The sequence below is a fragment of the Streptomyces sp. CC228A genome (assembly GCF_021390935.1).
In the GTDB taxonomy this organism is placed as follows: Bacteria; Actinomycetota; Actinomycetes; order Streptomycetales; family Streptomycetaceae; genus Streptomyces.
In genome coordinates this window covers 161,179-183,783 of record NZ_JAJPUI010000011.1, presented here as the reverse complement: position 1 = coordinate 183,783, position 22,605 = coordinate 161,179, and the positions used below count along the sequence as shown (strand labels likewise).

The 22,605-nt window shown below is 73.6% G+C and carries 17 protein-coding genes and 1 pseudogene; 6 read left to right on the top strand and 12 right to left on the bottom strand.

Annotated features, from left to right (window positions below; translation table 11 throughout):
• Positions 1 to 210: 210 nt before the first annotated feature.
• Positions 211 to 924: a two-component system response regulator CseB gene (gene cseB, locus L6E17_RS26855; protein ID WP_236243266.1), complete on the top strand. Its 714-nt coding sequence runs from the start codon at positions 211 to 213 to the stop codon at positions 922 to 924.
• Positions 925 to 1,224: 300 nt separating this feature from the next.
• On the top strand, positions 1,225 to 2,724 hold the full coding sequence (gene cseC, locus L6E17_RS26850) for a two-component system sensor histidine kinase CseC (RefSeq protein WP_236243265.1): 1,500 nt from the start codon (positions 1,225 to 1,227) through the stop codon (positions 2,722 to 2,724).
• Positions 2,725 to 2,934: 210 nt separating this feature from the next.
• Here cseC and L6E17_RS26845 read toward each other — a convergent pair whose 3' ends face one another.
• Positions 2,935 to 3,651: a M23 family metallopeptidase gene (locus L6E17_RS26845; RefSeq protein WP_236243264.1), complete on the bottom strand. Its 717-nt coding sequence runs from the start codon at positions 3,649 to 3,651 to the stop codon at positions 2,935 to 2,937.
• Between the two features lie 486 nt (positions 3,652 to 4,137).
• Here L6E17_RS26845 and L6E17_RS26840 point away from each other — a divergent pair, with 486 nt between their 5' ends.
• Positions 4,138 to 4,479: a trypco2 family protein gene (locus tag L6E17_RS26840; RefSeq protein ID WP_236243263.1), complete on the top strand. Its 342-nt coding sequence runs from the start codon at positions 4,138 to 4,140 to the stop codon at positions 4,477 to 4,479.
• Between the two features lie 636 nt (positions 4,480 to 5,115).
• On the opposite strand, the gene L6E17_RS26835 is transcribed toward L6E17_RS26840, so the two are convergent.
• Complete coding sequence (locus L6E17_RS26835) at positions 5,116 to 7,641, bottom strand: ATP-dependent Clp protease ATP-binding subunit (RefSeq protein ID WP_236243262.1); 2,526 nt, start codon at positions 7,639 to 7,641, stop codon at positions 5,116 to 5,118.
• Between the two features lie 687 nt (positions 7,642 to 8,328).
• Between L6E17_RS26835 and L6E17_RS30735 the strand changes: the two genes are divergently transcribed.
• The gene (locus L6E17_RS30735) at positions 8,329 to 8,943 is read left to right on the top strand and encodes an SCO3374 family protein (protein ID WP_374109155.1); all 615 of its coding nucleotides are present in this window, start codon (positions 8,329 to 8,331) and stop codon (positions 8,941 to 8,943) included.
• On the opposite strand, the gene L6E17_RS26825 is transcribed toward L6E17_RS30735, so the two are convergent.
• The 10 genes and pseudogenes from L6E17_RS26825 to L6E17_RS26780 form a co-directional block, all read right to left on the bottom strand.
• A complete protein-coding gene (locus tag L6E17_RS26825; RefSeq protein ID WP_236243261.1) occupies positions 8,922 to 9,257 on the bottom strand; it encodes an Lsr2 family protein in 336 nt (111 codons plus the stop codon). The two genes, L6E17_RS30735 and L6E17_RS26825, sit on opposite strands and share 22 nt — an antisense overlap.
• A gap of 144 nt (positions 9,258 to 9,401) precedes the next feature.
• The gene (locus L6E17_RS26820) at positions 9,402 to 9,953 is read right to left on the bottom strand and encodes an amino-acid N-acetyltransferase (RefSeq protein WP_236243260.1); all 552 of its coding nucleotides are present in this window, start codon (positions 9,951 to 9,953) and stop codon (positions 9,402 to 9,404) included.
• Positions 9,954 to 10,420: 467 nt separating this feature from the next.
• Positions 10,421 to 11,122 (bottom strand): BlaI/MecI/CopY family transcriptional regulator, encoded by a 702-nt coding sequence (locus tag L6E17_RS26815; protein ID WP_236243259.1) that lies wholly within the window; start codon positions 11,120 to 11,122, stop codon positions 10,421 to 10,423.
• A 150-nt stretch (positions 11,123 to 11,272) separates the two neighbouring features.
• Complete coding sequence (locus tag L6E17_RS26810) at positions 11,273 to 11,461, bottom strand: hypothetical protein (protein ID WP_236243258.1); 189 nt, start codon at positions 11,459 to 11,461, stop codon at positions 11,273 to 11,275.
• Positions 11,462 to 11,475: 14 nt separating this feature from the next.
• A pseudogene (locus tag L6E17_RS26805) lies at positions 11,476 to 12,119 on the bottom strand (hypothetical protein).
• 691 nt (positions 12,120 to 12,810) lie between these two features.
• A complete protein-coding gene (locus L6E17_RS26800) occupies positions 12,811 to 13,617 on the bottom strand; it encodes a type III pantothenate kinase (protein WP_236243257.1) in 807 nt (268 codons plus the stop codon).
• Positions 13,618 to 13,620: 3 nt separating this feature from the next.
• Positions 13,621 to 14,646: a carboxylating nicotinate-nucleotide diphosphorylase gene (gene nadC / locus L6E17_RS26795; RefSeq protein ID WP_236243256.1), complete on the bottom strand. Its 1,026-nt coding sequence runs from the start codon at positions 14,644 to 14,646 to the stop codon at positions 13,621 to 13,623.
• Between the two features lie 2 nt (positions 14,647 to 14,648).
• Positions 14,649 to 16,640 carry an L-aspartate oxidase gene (locus L6E17_RS26790; protein ID WP_236243255.1) on the bottom strand — a complete coding sequence of 664 codons (1,992 nt, stop codon included), beginning with the start codon at positions 16,638 to 16,640 and terminating at the stop codon, positions 14,649 to 14,651.
• A complete protein-coding gene (panC, locus tag L6E17_RS26785) occupies positions 16,637 to 17,788 on the bottom strand; it encodes a pantoate--beta-alanine ligase (protein WP_236243295.1) in 1,152 nt (383 codons plus the stop codon). Before panC ends, L6E17_RS26790 begins: the two co-directional genes overlap by 4 nt.
• A gap of 419 nt (positions 17,789 to 18,207) precedes the next feature.
• Positions 18,208 to 19,161: a Rossmann-like and DUF2520 domain-containing protein gene (locus L6E17_RS26780; protein ID WP_236243254.1), complete on the bottom strand. Its 954-nt coding sequence runs from the start codon at positions 19,159 to 19,161 to the stop codon at positions 18,208 to 18,210.
• A 157-nt stretch (positions 19,162 to 19,318) separates the two neighbouring features.
• Here L6E17_RS26780 and L6E17_RS26775 point away from each other — a divergent pair, with 157 nt between their 5' ends.
• Together L6E17_RS26775 and L6E17_RS26770 are read left to right on the top strand one after the other, a co-directional pair.
• A complete protein-coding gene (locus tag L6E17_RS26775; protein WP_236243253.1) occupies positions 19,319 to 20,674 on the top strand; it encodes a low specificity L-threonine aldolase in 1,356 nt (451 codons plus the stop codon).
• Between the two features lie 550 nt (positions 20,675 to 21,224).
• Positions 21,225 to 22,325 carry a DUF5937 family protein gene (locus tag L6E17_RS26770; RefSeq protein ID WP_236243294.1) on the top strand — a complete coding sequence of 367 codons (1,101 nt, stop codon included), beginning with the start codon at positions 21,225 to 21,227 and terminating at the stop codon, positions 22,323 to 22,325.
• Positions 22,326 to 22,605: the final 280 nt, after the last annotated feature.

Here is a 22,605-nt window from a genome sequence, read left to right as displayed (position 1 = left end):
GGCGGACCAGGGCGCGCCCCGGCCGGGGCCGAGCACGGGCCCGGGCGGTGAGCCGCGGTGGGACCGGGAGCGGAACCGGGCGGACACCCGCCGCGGGGGCCGAGGCCGGGGCCCGGCGGCGAACCGCACGCGGCGCCGGACCGGGACCCGGGTGGGAACCGCGACGGCCGATGCTGGGACCGAGGCGCGCAGAAACGGGAGAAACACGGCATGGCAGAGACTCATGTGCTGTTCGTCGAGGACGACGACGTCATCCGGGAGGCCACCCAGCTCGCCCTGGAACGGGACGGGTTCGTGGTGACGGCGATGCCGGACGGGCTGTCCGGTCTGGAGGCGTTCCGCGCCGCCAGGCCGGACATCGCGCTGCTGGACGTCATGCTGCCCGGCATGGACGGCGTCAGCCTGTGCCGCCGGATCCGGGACGAGTCGACGGTGCCCGTGATCATGCTGTCGGCGCGCGCCGACTCGATCGACGTGGTCCTGGGCCTGGAGGCGGGCGCGGACGACTACGTCACCAAGCCTTTCGACGGCGCGGTGCTCATGGCCCGCATCCGGGCGGTGCTGCGGCGCTTCGGCCACGCGGGCGGTGCCTCCGGCGGGGACGGCTCGGACGCGTCGGGCCGCCGGCAGGACGAGCGGGGCCTGCTGGTCTTCGGCGACCTGGAGGTCGACACGGAAGGCATGGAGGTCCGCAGGTCCGGCGCACCCGTGGCGCTGACGCCGACGGAAATGCGCCTGCTGCTGGAGTTCTCCTCGGCCCCTGGGACGGTGCTGTCGCGGGACAAGCTCCTGGAGCGGGTGTGGGACTACGGGTGGGGCGGCGACACCCGGGTGGTGGACGTCCACGTGCAGCGGTTGCGGGCGAAGATCGGCCAGGAGCGGATCGAGACGGTACGCGGCTTCGGCTACAAGCTCAGGCCCTGACATGGCGGCCGGGCGCCGCACACGCCTCCGGAAGGGGCCGCACTCGGCCGGCGGCAGCGGCAGCGGCAGCGGCAGCGGCAGCGGCAGCGGCAGCGGCAGTATCCGGCTCAGGGCGGCGCGGCCCCGGTCTCGGCGGCGGCCGCCGCACTCCGCCCCGTACCGCCGCCTGACCGCCGCGCCGGCTGACCACCAGGCCGCCTGACCACCAGGCCGCCTGACCACCATCGCCTGCACCGCCCGCCCGGCCCGCCCAGCCCATACGCACCGCACCGCACCGCACCGACAGGACCCCGCACCGCCATGAAGCCACCCGCCCTGCGCACCGGCGTCCGCTGGAAGATCGCCCTCGCCATCGCGGCGGTGGGCGCCCTGGTCGCGGCGACCCTCAGCCTGATCGTCCACAACGCGGCCCGTGTCTCGATGCTGGACAGCGCCAGAGACGTGCAGCTGGAACGGCTGAAGCTCGCCCAGCGGATGTACGAGCTGTCGAAGCCCAAGGACCAGAAGCCCAAGTGGGGCACGAAGCTGAACGACCCCGCGCTGCCGCCCGCACTCGACCGGCTCATGCGGGAGGGGCGGTACGGGACGTACGTGCACGAGGAGAAGGGCGGCGCACCGCCGGAGGTGTGGGCGGCGGTCCCGCTCGCCAACGGCGACGTCATGTCGCTGCACACTCCTTACCCGGACCGCAGTGCGACGATCATGAAGCGGCTCGACGAGGCGCTGATCGTCGGTTCGGTCTCCGTCGTGTTCGGGGGGTCCGCGCTCGGCGTGCTGATCGGCGGGCGGCTCTCCCGCCGGCTGCGCAAGGCCGCCACCGCCGCCGGGAAGGTCGCCCAGGGCAACACCGACGTGCGCGTCCGTGAGGCGATCGGCGGGGTCGTACGGGACGAGACGGACGAGCTGGCCCGGGCGGTGGACGCGCTGACCGACGCCCTCAACGAGCGGATCGAGGCGGAGCGCCGGGTCACCGCCGACATCGCGCACGAGCTGCGCACGCCCGTCACCGGACTGCTCACGGCCGCGGAGCTGCTGCCGCCCGGGCGACCGACCGAGCTGGTGCGGGACCGGGCGCGGGCGATGCGCACCCTGGTGGAGGACGTGCTGGAGGTGGCGCGGCTGGACAGCGCGTCGGAGCGGGCCGAGCTCCAGGAGATCGCGCTGGGCGAGTTCGTCGCCCGCCGCGTGGCCCTGCTGAACCCTGACGCCGAGGTGCGCGTGGTGCACGAGTCGTGGGTGAACACCGACCCCCGCCGCCTGGAGCGGATCCTCGGCAACCTCCTGACGAACGCCGCGAAGTACGGCAAGCCGCCGATCGAGGTCACCGTCGAGGGGCGGGTGCTGCGGGTGCGCGACCACGGGCCGGGTTTCCCCGAGGCGCTGCTGCGCGAGGGGCCGAGCCGGTTCCGTACGGGCGCGAGCGACCGCGCGGGCGCCGGCCACGGCCTGGGGTTGACCATCGCCGCGGGCCAGGCGCGGGTGCTCGGTGCGCGGCTCACCTTCCGCAACGCGGCGGCGCCGGACGGCACGGCGGCCGCGGCGGCCCCGGGCGCCCCGGAGGGCCGGGGCGGCTCGGCGCTGCCCGGGGGCCCGGGCGCCCCCGTGCCTGCGGAAGCCACCGGGATGCCGCACGCCCCCAGCGGCACGGGTGCCGTCGGGGGCGCAGGTGCCCTCGGGGGCGGGGATGTCGCCGGGGGTGCGGGTGAGGCCGGAGGGGCCATCGCCGTGCTGTGGCTGCCGGAGCACGCCCCCACCAGCACCGGCAGCTTCCCGATGATCAGGTTCCCCGAGGAGCCGTGACCCGAGGGGCCGCGGCCGGGCCGCACCACGGGGCTCCAGCGGTCTCGCGGATCTCAGGTGGCGCACGGCCCCGCGAAGTGTCGCGCGCCCGCACGGCCCGGGGAAGTGTCACGCGCCCGCACGGCCCGGGGAAGTGTCCGGGGCCGTGCGGGCGCGAAAGGTGTCACGGGATCCGGGGCCCGACGGTCAACTGCCGACGCCCCCGGGGTGTCAGATGCTGACGCCCTCGGACCGGAGGAAGCTGGCCGGGTTCACCGAGGAGCCGTAGTTCGGGGTCGTACGGATCTCGAAGTGCAGGTGGGGGCCGGAGGAGTTGCCGGTGTTGCCGGAGTGGGCGATGAGCTGGCCCGTCTTCACCTTCGCACCCACCTTGACCTTGATCTTCGACAGGTGGGCGTACTGGGAGTACGTGCCGTTACCGTGCTTGATCACGACGGCGTTCCCGTACGCCGGGCCGTCACCGCCGCCGTTGGGGCCGGCCTTCACGACGGTGCCGCCGTGGACGGCCTTGACCGGGGTGCCGACCGGCACGGCGAAGTCCTGGCCGGAGTGCTTGTTCGTCCACATGGCGCCGCCCTGGTTGAAGCTGGCGGTCAGCTTGTAGCCGGAGACGGGCTTGACCCAGTCCACGGCCTTCTTCGCCGCGGCCTTCTTCGCCGCGGCGGCCTTGGCGGCGGCAGCCTTCTTCGCGGCCGCCTTCTTCGCGGCGGCGGCCTTGGCCTGCGCCGCCTTCGCCTCGGCGGCGCCCTTGGCGAGGGACTCGGCCTGCGCGGCGACGGCGGCGGAGGTGCTGACGGTGAGCGGGGCCACCCGCGGCTCGGCCGCGGCGGCCGACGCACCGGCACCGACCACGGCCGCGCCCCCGATGCCGGCGGCGGCGAGGGCGACGACGGCGGTACGGGCGGAATGCTTGGCGCGCTGCGACATACGGGGGAACCTCCGGGCTCGGGGACTCAGGCAAGAAGCGACCCGGCGCGAGCGGTGCGCCGGGCGTCTGGTCATCCTTGGTACCGGCTTCTCCCGGCCTGTCCCAAACACCCCATCTACGAAGCATGGCCGTAGGCAGACCCCTGTGACGGGGACACTTGACGGATGACGCCCGCGCCGCCCACACCTCCCTAAACGGCATCAAAAGGGACACCCACCCCATGGACCCAAGGCCGGAAGCGCCTGTCGACCCCCCAAGCCACGGAACCCCCTCGCGCCCTCGGGGCGGTCTACGCGCGCAGAGCCTCCGCCGGCCGCGCTCGACGACCCTCAACGCCTCGACGCTTCACTATTGCCGCTAGTACGTCCGAAATGCCCTGTGCGGCTTGTCACGCAACGCGGCCCTCTTGATCTCCGTCCCGCGGGCGCGCGACCGGATGTCCGGAACCCGCTCCGCCACCTCCGCGCACCCGTTACGGTCCGGCCATGACCGACACCACCGACATAGAACTGGCCGACGCCATCGCTGCCGTACGCGACCAGCTCCTGGAGGCCGCGCAGCGCGCGACCGGGCAGCCGGTGTCCTTCGAGATGGGCGACATCGAGATGGAGTTCACCATCGAACTCCGCAGGGAGGTCACCGGCGCGACACGGGCCAAGGCGTGGGTGGTGGAGGCGGGCACGGACGACACCCGCGCCCCGGGCCGAACCCACCGGGTGTCCCTCACCCTCAAGCCGCAGGACGCGCGAACCGGCCGACCGTGGAAGGTCGGCAACGACGGCGCGATGGTGGACGCGGGCGACTTCGGCACGTCGGGGTGCCACTGAGGACAGGAGGCCGCACCCGCGCCCGGGCAGTCTGGGACGGGTGGGCATGGGAGCTGAGGCGAGCGTGTGAGTCGAGGGGCCGTCCTGGAAGGGGCGGCGGTGAAGGTGAGCCGCCGTATGGGCCGCGGCGCCGTTCGCGGCGGGGTGGGTGTCGGGGTCGGGTCCGGCCGCGTACGTTGCCCCTGGAGCAGGGGGTGCCTGTGTGGGAGCTGCCCCGGCACCAGAGGGCGGGCAGAAGCCGGCACGGTCTGTGTCGGCAACCGGCGGGACGCCGCCCGTGTGCGGGTCATGCCGGGGAGCCGGCGGGCCGGCCCCGGTCGGGTGGCCCGCCTCGGCGCGACCGCCCCGCGCCGGGCTGCCGGGCCCCCGGCCTCCCGCAGGTCCGGCGCTACGGCAAGAGCCCGCACACGGGGCCGTGTCCCTAAGGGCCGGATAGGCGAGGACACGACTTCGAGGGCCTTCGGGGGCGGGCCCTCCGGGGGCGCCTCACCGGGCAGGAGGCCCCTGCAAGGCCCTGGGGCCGCCTCATCGCCCAGTCAGCTGCCCGCAGGGCGTACGCGGACATGAAAGCGCCCCCTCGGACCGCATTCGGTCCGAGGGGGCGCCCTCAGTCACCGCTCACGCCATGCGCAGCAGCTACGCGTCCTTGGAGAGGTTCGGCCCAGGTCCGCCGGCCGCCTCGATGGGCGGAACGTCGGGGAGCGCGGACTTCTCCTCACCGCGGAAGGTGAACTTCTTCTCCCCACCCTCGCCCTCGGTGTCCACGACCACGATGTGACCGGGGCGCAGCTCGCCGAAGAGGATCTTCTCCGACAGCACGTCCTCGATCTCGCGCTGGATCGTGCGGCGCAGCGGACGCGCGCCCAGCACCGGGTCGTAACCGCGCTTGGCCAGGAGGATCTTCGCGTCCTGGCTGAGCTCGATGCCCATGTCGCGGTCCTTCAGCCGCTCGTCCACCTTGGCGATCATCAGGTCGACGATCTGGATGATGTCGTCCTGGCTGAGCTGGTGGAAGACGACGGTGTCGTCGACACGGTTCAGGAACTCGGGGCGGAAGTGCTGCTTCAGCTCCTCGTTGACCTTGGCCTTCATCCGCTCGTACCCGGTCTTGACGTCGCCCTGGGCGGCGAAGCCCAGGTTGAAGCCCTTGGAGATGTCCCGGGTGCCGAGGTTGGTCGTCATGATGATGACGGTGTTCTTGAAGTCGACGACCCGGCCCTGGGAGTCGGTCAGGCGGCCGTCTTCCAGGATCTGCAGCAGCGAGTTGAAGATGTCCGGGTGGGCCTTCTCGACCTCGTCGAACAGGACCACGGAGAACGGCTTGCGGCGCACCTTCTCCGTCAGCTGGCCGCCCTCCTCGTAGCCCACGTATCCGGGCGGGGAGCCGAACAGCCGCGAGACGGTGTGCTTCTCGCTGAACTCCGACATGTCGAGGGAGATCATCGCGTCCTCGTCGCCGAACAGGAACTCGGCGAGCGTCTTGGACAGCTCGGTCTTACCGACACCGGACGGGCCGGCGAAGATGAACGAGCCACCGGGACGCTTCGGGTCCTTGAGGCCGGCCCGCGTACGGCGGATGGCCTGCGACAGGGCCTTGATGGCGTCTTCCTGGCCGATGACGCGCTTGTGGAGCTCGTCCTCCATGCGGAGCAGGCGGGAGGACTCCTCCTCCGTCAGCTTGAAGACGGGAATGCCGGTGGCGGTCGCGAGGACCTCGGCGATCAGCTCGCCGTCGACCTCGGCGACGACGTCCATGTCGCCGGCCTTCCACTCCTTCTCCCGCTTGGCCTTCGCGGCGAGGAGCTGCTTCTCCTTGTCGCGGAGGGAGGCGGCCTTCTCGAAGTCCTGCGCGTCGATCGCGGACTCCTTGTCGCGGCGGACACCCGCGATCTTCTCGTCGAACTCGCGGAGGTCCGGCGGCGCGGTCATCCGGCGGATGCGCATCCGGGAGCCGGCCTCGTCGATCAGGTCGATCGCCTTGTCCGGCAGGAAGCGGTCCGAGATGTACCGGTCGGCCAGGGTGGCCGCCTGCACGAGGGCCTCGTCCGTGATGGAGACCCGGTGGTGGGCCTCGTAACGGTCGCGCAGACCCTTGAGGATCTCGATGGTGTGCGGCAGCGACGGCTCCGCGACCTGGATCGGCTGGAAACGGCGCTCCAGCGCCGCGTCCTTCTCCAGGTACTTGCGGTACTCGTCGAGCGTCGTGGCGCCGATGGTCTGGAGCTCACCGCGGGCGAGCATCGGCTTCAGGATGGACGCCGCGTCGATGGCGCCCTCGGCGGCACCCGCACCCACGAGGGTGTGGAGCTCGTCGATGAACAGGATGATGTCGCCGCGGGTGCGGATCTCCTTGAGCACCTTCTTCAGGCGCTCCTCGAAGTCACCGCGGTACCGGGAGCCGGCGACGAGCGCGCCCAGGTCCAGGGTGTAGAGGTGCTTGTCCTTGAGGGTCTCGGGGACCTCGCCCTTGACGATGGCCTGCGCCAGGCCCTCGACGACCGCCGTCTTGCCGACGCCGGGCTCACCGATGAGCACGGGGTTGTTCTTGGTGCGGCGGGACAGCACCTGCATGACCCGCTCGATCTCCTTCTCGCGCCCGATGACGGGGTCGAGCTTGGACTCGCGAGCGGCCTGGGTGAGGTTCCGGCCGAACTGGTCGAGCACGAGCGACGTCGAGGGCGTGCCCTCGGCGGGACCGCCGGCGGTGGCGGTCTCCTTGCCCGTGGAGTAGCCGGAGAGCAGCTGGATGACCTGCTGCCGCACCCGGTTGAGATCGGCGCCCAGCTTCACGAGGACCTGGGCGGCGACGCCCTCGCCCTCGCGGATCAGGCCGAGCAGGATGTGCTCGGTGCCGATGTAGTTGTGGCCGAGCTGAAGGGCCTCGCGGAGCGACAGCTCCAGGACCTTCTTGGCACGGGGCGTGAAGGGGATGTGGCCGGACGGGGCCTGCTGGCCCTGGCCGATGATCTCCTCCACCTGCTGGCGGACCGCCTCAAGCGAAATGCCGAGGCTCTCCAGGGCCTTTGCGGCGACACCTTCACCCTCGTGGATCAGGCCCAGGAGGATGTGCTCGGTGCCGATGTAGTTGTGGTTGAGCATCCGGGCTTCTTCCTGAGCCAGGACGACAACCCGCCGCGCGCGGTCGGTGAACCTCTCGAACATCGTTAATCGCTCCTCAGAGCGGTCAGGCAGTAAGGGGTCGGTCCCCTCCCTGTCCTTCCGCAGCTTAGTCCCGCAAGCGGGGACCGCTCATTCCAACTGCCGACACCCTCGATGGCCTCCTGACCCCGAACGCCGACAACTGCTCCAACCCGATGGTGCGAGACGATGTTCCCGCAGGCCAGGCAGATACCCGGACCCGCAGTACGCCGATGGCGAACGGAAAGCCGTCCACCCGTGCGTGTCGCCCCTCCCCACTAGGAATGTCTTACCCGTAAGCAGTGACAGTCCATGCGGCACACCCCCGTCGCCTCAGCTACGGGCGAACATCCTTGCGTTGCCGCATCCGTCCACCCATCACCCCTTGATCACCACGTGCAATCGGGCTCGTACTGTGCGTAACTCTCGCGGTGCGGCGGGAGTTCCCCCGGCATGGCCTTCACCCTCCCCGCGCCCCGCCCGGCCGCCGATGGGGCGCCGGCCGTCCCGGACGCCCGGGAGGTCGCGCGCTGGTACGAGACCCGGTTGGGCTGGGCCGCGGTCCCGGCCCCCGCTGGGTGCGCGTCGCCGCAGGAGCCCTCGGTCCACGGCGGCTCCCGGAGCGGTCCGCCCCGCGGCGACGGCCCGACCGGCCCGTCACGGGGTCACGCGGCGCACTGCCCCGCCTGCGGTGCGCGCCCCGCCGGGGACCTGTCCGCGGCGGGCCCGCCGGACCGGGACGTCCCCGGGAACGGCGGCCGTACCCCTGCCGGCTGCCTCCACGGCGCAGATGGGGGCGCCGGCCCTGCGGCGGCACCCGAGGCGTGGCTGGCGACCGGGCTGCGCTTCGACGTCCTGGACCTGCCGGCCGCCGCCGGTCTGGCCGCCCTGGCCCGCCTCCCCGGAGGCCGGGGCCCGGTCGCACTCTCGGGCTGCCGGAACCGCGTGCGGGTGCTCGTGGCCGCGGGCAGCGCCGAGGAGCTGCCCGGCCTGCTCGACTGGCTGGAGTGGAGCGGCGTGGACCTGGACCTGGCCGCGTGGGGAGCGGACGGCCGTATGCCCGCACCTGCTCCCCCTGGGTGGAACGGTTCGGCTGCGCCCGGCACCACCGTGTGGCTGCGGGCGCCCGTGCCGGGACACGAGGTGGAGCCCACGCTCCCGGGCATGACCGCCCTTCCAGGGCGCCCGTCACCCGGTGCGTACGGCTCCGAGGGCCCCGGGCTGGTGCGGCTGGTCGCCGTGGCGGCGGCGGAGTGCCACCGGCACCGGCTCCTCGCCGCGAGCGCCCGGCGTCGGGAGGCCACTCAGCGGTTGGCGTCCTCGTAGGCCTGCTTGATCTCCGCCGGGACGCGGCCGCGGTCGTTCACGTTGTAACCGTTCTCCTTGGCCCAGGCACGGATCTTCGCCGTGTCCGGGCTGCCGGCGGAGGCGGCGCGGCCCTTGCCGCGGGTGCCGGCGGTACGGCCGCCGGTGCGCCGGCCGCTCTTGGTGTACGGCTCCAGCAGGCCGCGGAGCTTGTCCGCGTTGGCGGTGGTGAGGTCGATCTCGTAGGTCTTGCCGTCCAGAGCGAACGTCACCGTCTCGTCCGCCTCGCCGCCGTCGAGGTCGTCGACAAGAAGGACCTGAACCTTCTGTGCCACCGGATTTCCTTTCATCGAAAAAGCAGTACGCGGAAAGGAAACCGCTTTTCCCCGGAAAACACAAACCCCCGGAGCAGGTTCAGATGCCCGGCGGAGCGGGAAACATACGCGATTCGGACATAGGGATCGCGAGGGGCGGAAGGATCACAGGTGCAGAAGCATCCGGCTGTTACCCAAGGTGTTCGGCTTCACCCGTTCGAGACCGAGGAACTCGGCGACGCCCTCGTCATAGGAACGCAGGAGCTCGGCGTAGACATCTCCGGCGACGGGGGTCTCGCCGATCTCGACGAAGCCGTGCTTCGCGAAGAAGTCCACTTCGAAGGTCAGGCAGAATACCCGGCGCACCCCGAGCCAACGGGCGGTGTACAGCAACTTGTCCAGCACCTGGTGGCCGATGCCCGCACCCTTGAAGTCGGGATCGACGGCAAGGGTGCGCACTTCGGCGAGATCTTCCCACATCACGTGGAGTGCTCCGCAACCGACGACGGCCCCGTCCTCGTCCCGTTCCGCGACCCAGAACTCCTGGATGTCCTCGTAAAGGGTGACCGTGGCTTTGTCGAGAAGGATGCCGCGGGACACGTAGGGATCGACGAGCCGCCGCACCGCGGGCACGTCGGCGGTCCGCGCCCGGCGGATGGTGACGGCTTTCGCACCGGACGGTGAGCGCCCGGCGTCCGCGTTCCGCCCGACCGCCACCCCGGCCGCGGCCCCGACCGCGGCCTCTCTCCCGCCACCGGTCCCGGCTCCCGGCCCACCGGCCGCGGGAGACGGGGATCGCCGGGAATCCGGGGCAGGCTGCGGAGACACCGGCGGAGGCTGCGGGGCCGGCTCGGAGGGCGTGGCGGTCTCAGAGGGCCTGGCGGTCTCAGAGGGCTCCGCAGCGCCTGCGGCCTCGAAGGCCCCGGCAGGCCCCGCGGGCGGTACGGGCTCCGCCGACGCCGCGGGCCCTACGGGCTCCCCGGGCGTCGCGGGCTGCACCGGCCCTGCGGGCTGTTCGTGTCCTGCGGTTTCTGCGGGCTCTACGGATCCAGCGGGTCCCGCGGGCTGTGCGGGCCCCGCGGATTCCCCCGGCTCTGCGGAGAGCTCAGGTCCCGGTACCGAGGCGCCGGAAGGCGTCGGCTCGGAAGGTGCGGGCGGAGTGGGCGACGACATGGCTGGGAACGCTATCGCCCGCCACCGGGCCCGCCGTCGGCGGCCTCACCGGAGTCGTCGCCGCGGAGAGCGTCGGGAGACATCGCGGAACCCGCTGTTCCAGGATCCCGGCCGCGCTCTTCTGCCGGGGCGGCCGAAGCGCGTTCCCGCGGTTCCGGAGTGCCGCGTTCCCCGGCGGGTTCCGCGCGCTCTTCCAGCGGTTCTTCCCCGGGTTCTTCCGGCCGGGCTTCCGCCGCCGCTTCCGGCCGCCCTTCGGCGTCATCTCGCGGCCGGCCTTCGGGGCCCGTTTGCCCGCCGTTCCCGCCGGACTGCGGGGGCTCTTGCGCGGTGCCTTCTTCCCGTACTTCCGACCGTGCCGGAGCGGCCCCTTCCGAGGGTTCTTCCTGCGGGTCGCGCTGCACGATGCGGATGGCGTCGTTCAGCGCTTCCCGCTGCTCCGGCGACATCATCCCGAAGAAGGCGACGAGGGCGGCCGCCGGGTTGTCACTCTGCGCCCATGCCTCGTTCATCAGTGCGGCCGAGTACGCGGCCCTCGTGGAGACGGCCGTATATCGATAGGCGCGCCCGACGACTTCCCTGCGCACCCAGCCCTTCTGATGGAGATTGTCCAGCACGGTCATGACCGTCGTGTAGGCGATGGACCGTTCCTTGTGCAGATCCTCCAGCACTTCCCGAACGGTGACGGGCCGGTTCCATTGCCAGACGCGCGTCATGACGGCGTCTTCGAGTTCTCCCAATTGACGGGGCACACAGCCACCATAGTGGGATCTTCACGGACGAACACCCATTGACGTAACAAAAAGGGCGCACCGCGACGAATGCCGCTGTACGCCCTTCATCTGAGCCCGTACGGGGGGAGCGGCTCAGGCCTTGCCCGCCTCCGCGGAGCCGTCCGCCTGCCGCGCCGCCTCCGCGCGCGCGAACGCGGCGTCCACGGCCGCGTCCTCCTTCGTCTTGTTGGGGCCGCCCTGGCTCTTCACGATCGTCACGATGACGGCGGTGAAGAGGATGGCCATCACCACGGGCGGCAGCAGCGCGGATACGTAGTCCATGCCTTCCAGAGTAGCTACCCGGCGGCCCGCTTCTCCGGCGGGGGCGCGCTGGGCGCGGGGCGGCGGCGCGGCGGGAACACCTCGGACGGCTTGGGCACCGGCCGCTGGGCGGGCGCCGGGGACGAGGGTTTCGGCGGCTGCGGCTGCGACGGCCGCTTGGGCTGCTGCTCCCCGTCGCCGCGGCCGCCCTGGAGCACGTACAGCCGGGTGCGCGGGTTCGCCGGGGCGGGGATGGAGGGCGCGGCCGCAGGCGTGTGCCGCCCGCCAGGCGGGCGCGCACGGACCGCTCCGCCAGCATCTGGCAGCGGGCCAGCAGGGCGGCGCCGTCGGGCCTGCCGCGCAGGCTGCGCAGCGCGGCCAGATCCTCCGGGAGGGGGTCGTACCCGGCGGCCAGGGCGTCGCCGAGGAGGTCGAGGTAGCCGGTCGCGGCGCCGGGCAGGGAGGCCCGGTAGCGGGCCAGGTCGGCCAGGACGAAGTCCCGCAGCCTCAGGCCCTCGCGGGCGGCCTCGTCCACGGCGGCGGCGAGGCGCAGGCAGTCCCGGACGTCCTCGTCGGCGAGCGGGGTCGGGTGGAGGGCATGACCCAGGGCGCAGCGCAGGACGCGCAGCTCGTCCGCGCTGAACGCAAGGCCGCCTCGTGATCCGTGTGGCGTGGGCATAATCCGACAATAAGGGCTGATTGCCGGGTTTGCCCGTAGTGAGCGGCGCGGCGTGCCGTGCGGAGGCCGCCCGCGGTGGGGGGCGTCCGTGCTCGGCGCGGCGTGCCGTGCGGGGCCGCCTGCCATGGGCGATTCGTGCTCGGCTCGGGGCGCCGTGCGGGGCCGCCTGCGGTGGGGGCGGTCCGTGCTCGGCGCGGGTTGGCGTGCGGGGCCGCCCGCGGTGGGCGTCCGTGCTCGGCGCAGCGTGGGCCTGTCCAGGGCGCCGTCCCCGTGGCCGGGGCAGGTCCGTGCTCCTCCGGGGTGGGGGTGCCCGTGCTCGGCGCGGCCTGAGCTTGTCCAGGGCGCCGCCCCGGCGGTACGCACGCGGGTCCGGGCGCCGTTGCGCGCACCGGATCCACCGGGGCACCGACCGGCAGGCGCGGGCGGTCGAGGGCGGGGCAGGCAGTGCCAGGGGGCGGGAGCGAGTCGGCCGTGGCGGGAGCGGGGCCATGCAGGGTGAGCCCCCGCCACCTCAGGCCGCGCACGGGAACGGGTCCGCGGCGCCCGGCAGGCACCCGCCGCCTGACGCTGGGGGTGGGTGCCTGCCCGGGTAGGCACCCGCTGCCTGACGCTGGGGGTAGGTACGGTCCCGGGTAGGCACCCGCCGCCTCACGCCGGAGGCGCGGGGACGGTCCCGGGCAGGCGCCTGCGGTCACATACGGGACACGTTGCGCTCGTACACCAGGCGGAGGCCGATCAGGGTGAGCCACGGCTCGTGCTCGTCGATCAGCCGGGACTCCCCCAGGACCATGGGCGCGAGCCCGCCGGTCGCGATGACGGTGACCTGGGACGGGTCGCCGCCGGGACCGACGAGTTCCTGCCGCATGCGCTGGACGACCCCGTCGACCTGCCCCGCGAAGCCGTAGATGATGCCCGACTGCATCGCCTCGACGGTGTTCTTGCCGATCACCCCGCGGGGCCGGGTCACCTCGATCTTGCGGAGCTGCGCGCCGCGGACGCCGAGGGCCTCGACGGAGATCTCGATGCCGGGGGCGATCACCCCGCCCACGTACTCCCCGCGCGCGCTGACCGCGTCGAACGTCGTCGCCGTACCGAAGTCGACGACGATCGCCGGGCCGCCGTACAGCTCGACCGCGGCCGCCGAGTTGACGATCCGGTCCGCGCCGACCTCCTTGGGGTGGTCCGTGAGGACCGGGACGCCCGTCTTGATGCCGGGCTCGACCAGTACGGCCGGCACGTCGCCGTAGTAGCGCCGGGTCACGTCCCGCAGCTCGTGCAGGACGGACGGGACGGTGGAGCAGATCGCGATGCCGTCGATGCCGTCACCGAGCTCGTCCCCGAGGAGGGGGTGCATGCCCATCAGGCCCTGGAGCAGGACGGCGAGCTCGTCGGCGGTGCGGCGGGCGTCCGTGGAGATCCGCCAGTGCTCGACGATCTCCTCACCGTCGAACAGGCCGAGCACGGTGTGGGTGTTCCCGACGTCGATGGTCAGCAGCATCGGTCAGCTCCGTGCCTCTCGCAGGTCGAGGCCGATGTCGAGGATCGGGGACGAGTGCGTCAGCGCGCCCACCGCGAGGTAGTCGACACCGGTGGCGGCGTAGGCGGCGGCATTCTCCAGCGTGAGGCGGCCGGAGGACTCCAGGACGGCCCGTCCGGCGACGATCCCGACGGCCTCCTCCGTCTCCATGGGCGTGAAGTTGTCCAGCAGGATCAGGTCCGCGCCGGCCTCCAGGACCTCGCGGACCTGGTGCAGGGTGTCGACCTCCACCTCGATCGGCACGTCGGGGAACTGCTCCCGTACGGCCTTGAACGCCTGGGCGACGCCGCCCGCAGCGATGACGTGGTTGTCCTTGACGAGGGCCGCGTCGGACAGCGACATGCGGTGGTTGACGCCGCCGCCGCAGCGCACCGCGTACTTCTCCAGGGCGCGCAGGCCCGGGGTGGTCTTGCGGGTGTCGCGGACCTTCGCCTTGTAGCCCTCCAGGGCGTCCGCCCACGCGCGCGTGGCGGTGGCGATGCCGGAGAGGCGGCACATGATGTTGAGGGCGCTGCGCTCACCGGTCAGCAGGTCGCGGGTGCGGGCCGTGACGGACAGCAGCTTCTGTCCGGCCGCGACGCGGTCGCCGTCGGCGACGTGCCGCTCCACCTCGAACTCATGGGTGCAGACGATGGACAGCACCGCCTCCGCGATGTGGATGCCGGCGACCACCCCGGCCTCGCGGGCGGTGAAGTCGGCCGTGGCGACGGCGTCCTCCGGAACGGTCGCGACCGTCGTGACGTCCACGCCGCCGTCCAGGTCCTCCTCGACGGCCCGGTACGCCACGTCCTCGACGAGTACGGGGTCGAGCCCGGCCTCTGCGAGGAGCGCGGCCAGCACGGGGTCGAGCCCGCATTCGTACACGTCGCCGTCGCCGCCCGCCGCGCAGCCGCAACCGTCGCCGCAGCCGCCCGCGTCGGTGGCGGCGGGGGCACCGATGCTGATGAGGGGCACGTCCACAGGCCGCGGGCGTTTTTCGGGCGTACTCATGGTCAGGGCTCCCTGGGGGCGTCGGCGGGGGTGGTAGGGGCTGGGGTCGCTTCGGCTGCGGCTGCTTCGGCTGCGGCTTCTGGTGCCTTGGCGGCTGCTGGTGCCTCGGTGGCTGCTGTCGCCTTGGCGGCTGCTGTCGCCTCGGTGGCTGCTGGTGCCTCGGCGGCCTCGGTTGGTTTGACGGCTGCTGGTGCGCTTGCGTCGGCGGGGGCCTCTGTGGTCGAGGGTGTCGCCGGGGCTGTGCGGGCCTCTGCGGCTCCGGGCGCCCGCGTGGCATCCGGTGCCTGCCCGGCCGCGCCCGCGCCCGCGTCCGCATCCGTCGGAGGGAAGTCGTGTGTGGCGGTGGCGCGGACGTCGAGGCTCCGGTCCGGCTCCAGCCGTACGACGAGGTGGCGGCGCCAGGCCGCGTCGTCGCGGTCGGGGTGGTCCTCCCGCCAGTGGCAGCCGCGGGTCTCCTCACGGCGGCGGGCGGCGGCGACCAGGACCCGGGCGACGCACAGCAGGTTGGTGGTCTCCCAGGACTCGACGCCCGGCACACCGGCCTTGTGCTCACCGGAACCGGTGTCGCCCGCGGCCTCGGCGTGGATGGCGTCCAGTGCCTCGGCGGCCGCCGCCAGGCTGGCGGCGGAACGCAGCACTCCGGCGCCCGCGGTCATCACGTGCTGGATACGGGACCGGCTGGACGGGGCGAGCAGGGGCAGCGCCCGGGGCGCGGGGTGCGGGACGGGCGCACCGGCCCGCCCCCGGTGCGCCGCGATGTCGTCGGCGATGCGCTCGGCGAAGACGAGTCCTTCGAGGAGGCTGTTGGAGGCGAGGCGGTTGGCCCCGTGCACACCTGTGCAGGCCACCTCTCCGCACGCGTAGAGGCCCGGCACGGTCGTCCGTCCCCGCAGGTCGGTACGGACACCGCCGGAGGCGTAGTGCGCGGCGGGTGCCACCGGGATGGGCTCCGTCACCGGGTCGTACCCGTGCGTGCGGCAGGCGGCGAGGATCGTCGGGAAGCGTGACTCCCACATGGCCGCGCCGAAATGCCGCGCGTCCAGGTACATGTGGTCGACGCCCTGCTCCCGCATGCGCCGCATGATGCCCTTCGCGACGATGTCGCGCGGAGCGAGCTCGGCCAGCTCGTGCTGCCCGACCATGAAGCGGACGCCGTCCGCGTCGACGAGGTGGGCGCCTTCTCCCCGTACCGCCTCGGAGACCAGTGGCTGCTGGCCCTCGGCGTCCCGTCCCAGGAACAGGACGGTGGGGTGGAACTGGACGAACTCCACGTCGCTGACCTCGGCCCCGGCACGCAGGGCGAGCGCGACGCCGTCGCCGGTGGAGACCGCGGGGTTGGTGGTCGCGGAGAAGACCTGGCCCATGCCGCCGGTGGCCAGGACGACGGCCGGGGCGTGGACGGCGCCGACGCCGTCGTGCTGGCCCTCGCCCATGACGTGCAGGGTGACGCCCGCGGTGCGGCCGTCGGCGTCGGTCAGCAAGTCGAGCACGAGGGCGTTCTCGATGGTCCGCACGGCCCGGTCGCGCACGGCGTCGACGAGAGCGCGGGATATCTCGGCACCGGTGGCGTCACCGCCCGCGTGCGCGATACGGCGCCGGTGGTGGCCGCCCTCGCGGGTGAGCTCGATGGTGCCGGTGTCGTCCGTGTCGAAGCGGGCGCCGGTGGCGATCAGCCGACGCACGGCGTCCGGGCCCTCGGTCACCAGGGCGCGCACGGCGTCCTCGTCGCACAGCCCCGCACCCGCGACGAGCGTGTCGTCCATGTGCTGGCCAGGGGTGTCGCCCTCGCCGAGCGCGGCGGCGATACCGCCCTGGGCCCAGCGGGTGGAGCCGTCGTCGAGGCGCGCCTTGGTGACGACGACCGTACGGAGTCCGGTGGCCGTGCAGCGCAGGGCGGCGGTCAGCCCGGCCACACCGGAGCCGACGACGACCACGTCCGCGTCGATGGCCCAGCCCGGTGCGGGGGCCTGGAGGCGTATACCGGTACCGGTCATGCGGAGGCTCCGTGGTCGGTGGGGCGGGTGGGGTCGACGGGGTCCGCATGATCGGCGGGGTGGGCGGGTGCGGCGGGGGTGGCGGAGCGCGGCTCAACGGTGGTGGCCTCGCCGCCGGTTCGCGCCGGTGCGATACCCGGGCCGAAGGTCAGCGGCAGGTTGTCGATGAGCCGCGTGGTACCGACCCGGGCGGCGACGGCCAGGATCGCCTCGCCGGTGTGGTCGTCGCGTACCTCCGTGAAGTCGGACGGGTCCACGAGCGCCAGGTAGTCCAACCGGAGCGGCGGATCCGCCTGGGCCGCCTCGTCCAGCACGACCCGGGCGGCGGCACGTACCGCGTGGGCGCCGCCACCCGCCACGTGCGCGGCCTGCGCCACCGCGTGGGCGTCGGCGGCCGCACGGGACTCGCCCAACCGGGACAGGGCGTCGGCGCGGCTCTGCGTGGCGGGCGCCGAGGCGGCACGGGCGCGCAGGGCCTCCTGGGCGGCCAGCCGGTCGCGGGCCGCGAACAGCGCGGCGGACAGCGCGAGTGCGGTGCGCCGCTCGGGCGACGACAGGTAGCGGTTGCGGCTCGACAGCGCCAGACCGTCGTCCTCCCGCACGGTCGGCACGCCGACGATCTCGACGGGGAAGTTCAGGTCCCGCACCATCCGGCGGATCAGAGCGAGCTGCTGGGCGTCCTTCTGGCCGAAGAACGCCGCGTCGGGGCGGGTCAGGTGGAGCAGCTTGGCCACGACGGTGAGCATCCCGTCGAAGTGCCCGGGCCTGGACGCGCCCTCCAGGCGCTCCCCCATGGGGCCTGCCGCGATACGGACCTGCGGCTCCCCGCCCGGGTAGACCTCCTCGACGGACGGCGCGAAGACCGCGTCGGCGCCGGCCGCGGCGGCGACCTGCATGTCGGCGTCGAGAGTGCGCGGGTAGCGGTCCAGGTCCTCACCCGCGCCGAACTGCAGCGGGTTGACGAAGACGGTGGTGACGACGACGCCGTCGTGCCCGACGTGGCTTCGGGCGGTGCGCACGAGGGTGGCGTGGCCCTCGTGCAGCGCGCCCATGGTCATCACGACCGCGACCCGGCCGGCCCCGGAGCGGCCCTTCTCACCGCCGCCAGCCGTCTCGCCCGTGCGGGCCTCCTCGCGGCCGCGGGCCAGGAACCCGTCCAGATCCTGCCGGGTACGGACGAGGGTCACGCCCCCGCCGGCAGCGCTCCGGCCCCCGGCCGCGGTCGACGCCGCGGCTCCGGTCACGGTCGGGGTCGAGGCCCTCCCGGCTCCGGTCGACGTCGACGCCTCTCCTATCGAGGCCGTCGCGGCTCCGGTCGACGTCGAGGCGGAGGTGGCGGCTGCCGTCGGCCCGGGTGCCTTCCCCGTCGCGCCGGGCGTCGTACCGTGCGCGCGGCGTGGGAGGTCCGTGCCTCCGGTGCCTCCGGGCGGAGTCGCGGGACCGTGGGAGGACGACGCCCCGTAGGCGGGCGTCCCGTGGGACGCGCCGGTCCCGTGGGAGGACGCGCCGGTCCCGTGGGGAGACGTCCCGGAAGAGGACGCTCCGGTCCTGTGGGAGGACGTCTGGCTCATCGGCTGCTGTCTCCTTCCGCACCGTCGTCGTCGCCACTGGCGGGGCGGGCCCCGGTGTTCTGGTCAGCTGCGAGGACGCCGAGCAGGTCCTCGGCGAGCTCGGGCTTGAGCAGGCCGTGTGCGAGTGCGCGGTCGGCGGTCGTGCGGGCCATCGCGAGATAGCCCGCTACGGTGCCGGGCGCGTGCTTGCGCAGCTCCGCCACATGCGCGGCCACCGTCCCCGCGTCGCCCCGCGCGACGGGCCCGGTCAGGGCGGCGTCCCCGGACCGCAGCGCGTTGTCCAGCGCGGCACCCAGGAGCGGGCCGAGCATCCGGTCGGGCGCCGCGACACCGGCGGTGCGCAGCAGTTCCATGGACTGCGCCACCAGGGTGACGAGGTGGTTGGCCCCCAGGGCGAGGGCCGCGTGATACAGCGGCCGGGACTCCTCGGCGACCCACTCGGGCTCGCCGCCCATCTCGATGACCAGGGCCTCGGCGGCCAGCCGCAGTTCCTCCGGGGCGGTGACCCCGAAGGAGCACCCGGCCAGCCGGTCCACGTCGACGCGCGTCCCGGTGAACGTCATCGCCGGGTGCAGGGCCAGCGGCAGCCCTCCGGCGCGCCGCGCCGGATCGAGCACCGCCGCCCCGAACCGCCCCGACGTGTGCACGATCAGCTGACCAGGCCGCACGGCCCCGGTCTCCGCCAGGCCCGCGACCAGTCCCGGCAGCACGTCGTCCGGCACGGTCAGCAGCACCAGCTCGGCCCGCTCCAGCACCTGCGCCGGCGGTACGACCGGCACCCCCGGCAGCAGCTCCGCGGCGCGCCGCCGCGACGCGTCGGACACACCCGACACCGCGACGGGGCGGTGGCCGGCGAGCTGCAGCGACGCGGCCAGGGCGGGGCCGACCCTGCCTGCGCCGACGACGCCGACGGTGAGCCGGGCGGGGCGGGGTTCTGGTGGTGGATTCACGTGGCGACGGCCTTCCGTTCCAGTCCGCGGGGGGTACCGGACGATTCCTCGTCATGCTACGCCAGCGTTTCGCGCGCCTTCCGCGCTGTCCACAGGCAGCGGCACCCGGTCTGATAATCGCGCGCCCCTGTGGAAGCAGCACGGCGATGATCCCCGCATGACTGGTGCAATGGCGGAGGGCTCGAAGCCCGAGCAGGACGTGCGGCCCGGTGGCGGCCGGCGCGACGAGGCGCGCCGCGGTGCCGCGGGGCACGGGGACGCGGAGCAGGGAGGAAGTGGTGAGTGCCGAAGCGACGGGCAGCAGGAAGGACATGGTGAATGCCGAAGCGACGGGCAGCAGGAAGGCGGTGGTGATTGCCCAAGCGACGGGCAGCAGCGGCGCAGGCTGGTGGCGTGGCGGGGCGCCGGCCGGACGCTGACGCGGAGACCGGGTGAGAGGACGCTGCGGGAGCGGTTGACGGAGCTGGTGCGCGACGCGGAGGAGGTGTACGACCTGGCCGAGTCCGTCGACCTGTACGGGGACGGGGTCGTCGCGGAGCTGGAGCGGCGGGTGGCGGAGCTGCTCGGGTTCCCGTCGGCGGTGTTCTTCCCGACGGGAACGATGGCGCAGCAGGTGGCGCTGCGCTGCTGGGCCGGGCGGAGCGGGAACCCGGTGGTGGCGCTGCACCCGGTGGCACATCCGGAGCTGCACGAGAGGGATGCGCTGACTGCGGTGAGCGGGCTGCGCACGGTGCATCCGACCCGCGAGCCGCGGCTGCCGACGGCGAGCGAGGTGCGGGCCCTGGAGGAGCCGTTCGGGACGCTGATGCTGGAGCTGCCGCTGCGGGACGCGGGATACGTCCTGCCGGAGTGGCACGAGTTGGTGGAGGTGGTGGAGGCAGCACGGGAACGTGACGCGCTCGTGCACTTCGACGGTGCGCGGTTGTGGGAGACCACGTCGCGCTTCGGGCGGGGGCTGAGCGAGATCGCGGGACTCGCGGACAGTGTGTACGTGTCGTTCTACAAGTCGCTGGGCGGACTGTCCGGGGCGGCGCTGGTGGGGCCCGAGGCGTTCGTGGACGAGGCCCGGGTGTGGCGGCACCGCTACGGCGGCTCGGTGTTCCAGCAGCACCCCGCGGCACTGGCCGCGCTGGCGGGGCTGGAGCGGGAGCTGCCCAGGCTGCCGGAGTACGTCGCGCAGGCCGCGGTGGTGGCGGGGGCGCTGCGCGAGGGCTTGGAGGCCGCCGGGGTGCCGTGGCTCCGGCTCCAGCCGGAGCGGCCGCACACACATGAGTTCCGCGTGTGGCTGCCGTATCCGCCGGACGTACTGGCGGAGGCGGCTCTGCGGCAGTCCGAGCGGACGGGGGTGACGCTGTTCCACCGCTGGTTCGGCGGCGGCCCCGCCGGTCCGCCCGGCATCGCCTACACCGAGGTGTCGGTGACGGCACCGGGTCTGGCCTGGACGGCGGATGACGTGAAGGAGGCTGCGGGGAGGTTCATGGAGTTCGTTCGACAGGTGGCACAGGAGGCGTGATCGCCGACTCGCCCCTGTGGCGGCATGGCGCCGCCGGCGGGACGGGCGAGTGGGCACGGCCGGGCGGGTTCGGTACGGGGGCCTGGTCGGCACGGGGGGCCGGTTCGCGCGGGGTCCGGTTCGCACGCGGTCCGGCCTGCACGGGGGCGTGGTTGCCCCAGGGCACAGCGGGCGGGTGCGGCAGCGTCCGATGGCGGGCAGCTGACGGCTCCGGCCGCGGTGCAGCAGTGGCCGGCTACGGCGGGGGCGCCGCGGTGATGGGGCCACCAGCGGTGGCGGCGCGGCGGCACTCGGTACCGCGACGGGTGCGGGAGTGGCCGGGCCCGGCGGTGCGGCGAGGCTGGGCCGGGCTGGGCTGACGGGCCTGGCTGGGCTGACGGACCTCACTGGGTCGGCGGGCCCGGCTGGGCTGACGGCGCTGACCCGGCCGACCGGGCCGACCGGGCCGACCGGGCCGACCGGGCCGACCGGGCCGACCGGCGTGGATTGACAGAGATCGTCAAGCGGGCGCAAGCCCCGGTGGGAGGTACCTCAGGATGAGAACGTGAGCGTGACCATAGACATCACGGGACTGCCGGCAGAGCGCGTCGTCTTCGCCCTCTCGCCACTCGCGGAGCTGGCGACGGCCCTGCACGCGCTGGCCGAGCCTGCTCATCACCCGGGGCTGCACGGCTGGGCGACGGCCACCGCGTCGGGACTGAAGCCCGACCTGGCCGACCGGCTCCACGAGGCGAACTTCCTGTGGACGAGCTCGCTGTCGGACGTGTTCCTGCCGTACGCCGGTCTCCGCGACGGGGACGGGCAGCCCGGTGCCACGCTCGCGGAGGAGCTGGACCTGCTGGACCGGCTCGACGAGGAGCGGTTCGTCGCGGCCGCCCTGGAGTTCAGTTGCTCCGTGGCACAGGTGACGGAGGAGGTGTGCCGGCCGGCCCGGGCGCTGGAACTGGCCGCGGGCCGAGGCCCCCGGCAGCTGGAGTTCACCCGTCGGCTGCTGGACGATCCGAGCGGGGTGCGGGCGTGGCTGCGGCGGTTGTTCGAGGACTGCGACGAGGCGTTCTTCGCGGACACTTGGCGGCGCGTCCTGCCGACGCTGGCCGCCGACGCCCGGGAGAAGGGCGCTCTGCTCCGCCACAAGGGGGTGGAGGAGGCCGTGCGGGCGGTGTCGCCGGCGGTGACGGTCGCCGAGGAGGACGGGCGCCGCCGGATCCGCGTGGACAAGATGGCGCAGGGCCACACCTCGGCCGTGGAGTCCGAGCTCGGGCCCGGAGTGCTGTTCGTGCCGTCCAGGTTCGGCTGGCCGCACCTGCTGGTGCTGCACGCGCCGCGCTGGCGGCCCGTCGTCCACTACCCGGTCGGGGTGCCGGGGGTGCCCGGCGCCGCATCGGTGGAGCTGCTGCAGCGGCGCATGGAGGCCCTGGCCCACCCGCTGCGGATGCGGCTGTGCCGGCAGCTGGCGCGCGGTTCGTATACGACGAGCGAGCTGGCCGACATCTACGGCATCACGTCCCCCGAGGTGTCCCGCCATCTGTCGGTACTGAAGAAGGCGGATCTTGTGACGGTCCGGCGCCGGGGCCGCTACGTCCTCCACCAACTCGACGTGGCGGCTGTCGCCCGCATCGGCGGCGACTTCCTCGAAACCGTCCTCCGGTGACGACCCGGGCCGAAGCGGCTGCCGGGCCACCGAGCAGGCCGGGCCGGCCGCTCCACCCGAGACGCCCCGACCAGCGACCACCAGCCACCAGCCGCCGGCCCCAGCCCCCAAGCCCCCAGCCCTCACCCCTCACCCCCACCCCCCAGCCCCCAAGCCCCCAGCCCTCACCCCTCAGCCCCCAGCCCCCAGCCCCCAGCCCTGACCGTTAACCCTCGGCTACCAGCGGCCAGACACCGGCCACGGCGGTCGCCCGACCCCTCAACCGCTCAACCGCTCGACC